The organism is Catellatospora sichuanensis, from assembly GCF_007483665.1.
Classification (GTDB): Bacteria; Actinomycetota; Actinomycetes; order Mycobacteriales; family Micromonosporaceae; genus Catellatospora; species Catellatospora sichuanensis.
The window spans coordinates 1-1,468 of sequence record NZ_VIQO01000073.1 but is presented as its reverse complement, the minus strand read 5'-3'; the positions used below and the strand labels follow the sequence as shown (position 1 = coordinate 1,468).

At 66.7% G+C, this 1,468-nt stretch carries 3 protein-coding genes; all 3 read left to right on the top strand.

The genetic code is table 11. From position 1 onward, the window contains the following. Positions 1 to 320: carbohydrate ABC transporter permease (locus FLL47_RS42545; protein ID WP_144128377.1), on the top strand; the 320-nt coding region annotated here is incomplete at its 5' end. Further along, the gene (locus FLL47_RS42540) at positions 317 to 1,156 is read left to right on the top strand and encodes a carbohydrate ABC transporter permease (RefSeq protein WP_144128376.1); all 840 of its coding nucleotides are present in this window, start codon (positions 317 to 319) and stop codon (positions 1,154 to 1,156) included. The genes FLL47_RS42545 and FLL47_RS42540, both read left to right, overlap by 4 nt. Before the next feature lie 144 nt (positions 1,157 to 1,300). Further along, the coding region (locus FLL47_RS42535; protein WP_144128378.1) for a LacI family DNA-binding transcriptional regulator at positions 1,301 to 1,468 on the top strand (168 nt) is incomplete at its 3' end.

The following is a 1,468-nucleotide window of genomic DNA, read 5'->3' as shown; positions in this document are numbered from 1 at the left end:
GCGCGTGGCAGGTGTTCCGGCACGTGACGCTGCCGCTGCTCGGGCCGACCATCCGGATCAGCGTGTTCCTGTCCGTGATCGGCAGCATCCAGCTGTTCGACATGGTCTGGGTGCTCACCGGCGGCGGCCCCATCCACGCCTCGGAGACCATGGCCGTCACCATGTTCGACCGCGGCTTCCGCCGCTTCGAGGTCGGCTACGCCAGCGCCATCAGCATCGTCATGTTCGTGCTGAGCTTCGTCTTCGCCCTGTTCTACCAGCGGTTCGTGCTGCGCCGCGACACCGAGGGCGCGATCACCACCAGGGGAGTGCAGAGATGACCACCTCGGAGAACCCGGCAGTCCGGGCGCGTCGCGTCGTCCTGCACGTCGTCTCCATCGCGATCGGCTCGCTGATCGTGGTGCCCGTCGGGTTCGGTGTGCTCGGCGGATTCAAGGACAACGGACAACTGTCCACCAACCCCCTGGGCTGGCCCGACCCCTGGCACCCCGAGAACTACACCGGCATCCTCGCCGACGGCGTCTTCTGGCGACAACTCGCCAACAGCACCATCATCGCCCTGGCCACCGTCGCCGTCGTCGTAGCCGCCAGCGCCATGGCCGCCTTCGTCTTCGCCCGCTTCGCCTTCCGCGGCCGAGAACTACTGTTCACCCTCTTCGCCATCGGCCTCATGTTCCCCTTCGCCGTGGCCATCCTCCCGCTGTTCATCCTCCTGCGCAGCATGGAACTCCTCGACAACCCCCTCGGCGTCATCCTGCCGCAAGCCGCCTTCGGACTACCCACCACGATCATCATCCTGCGCCAGTTCTTCCGCACCATCCCCGCCGAAGTAGAAGAAGCCGCCACCCTCGACGGCTGCACCCCCTTCGGCTTCTTCTGGCGCGTCCTACTACCCATGGCCAAACCCGCCCTGGCCACCGTCTCCGTCCTGGCCATCGTCGCCAGCTGGAACAACTTCTTCCTACCCCTGGTCGTCTTCACCGACCAGAGCTGGTGGACCCTGCCCGTAGGCGTCCAAGCCTTCCAAGGCCAATACGCCGACGACACCGCCAGAGTCCTCGCCTACGTCGTCCTGTCCATGATCCCCGCCCTCGGCTTCTACGCCATCGCCGAACGCCAACTCATCGGCGGCCTCGCCGGCAGCGTCAAGGGTTGACGACGGACCGGGTTCTTCCGGTATATTTCCGCAACTTCTCGAGCGCTTGAGGGACGGCAGTGACGGCCTGAGCGCGCCCCAGGTACGCTCTGCCGCGCCGAAACCTTCCGGCCGTAGGCTGAAGCGGTGACGAAGGAGCTGCCCGTGGCTGCGGACGAATCCCGCAAGATCACTATTGCCGCGATCGCGCGCCTGGCCGGAGTGTCCGTGCCGACGGTCTCGCGCGTCATCAACGGCCGCTCCGACGTCTCCCCGCAGACCCGCGAACGCGTCGAAGAACTGCTCACCCGGCACGGCTACCGCCGCCGCCCG

Excerpts from the sequence above, each read along its gene's own strand:
- FLL47_RS42540 (WP_144128376.1), top strand. The coding sequence starts at position 317 with ATGACCACCTCGGAGAACCCGGCAGTCCGGGCGCGTCGCGTCGTCCTG.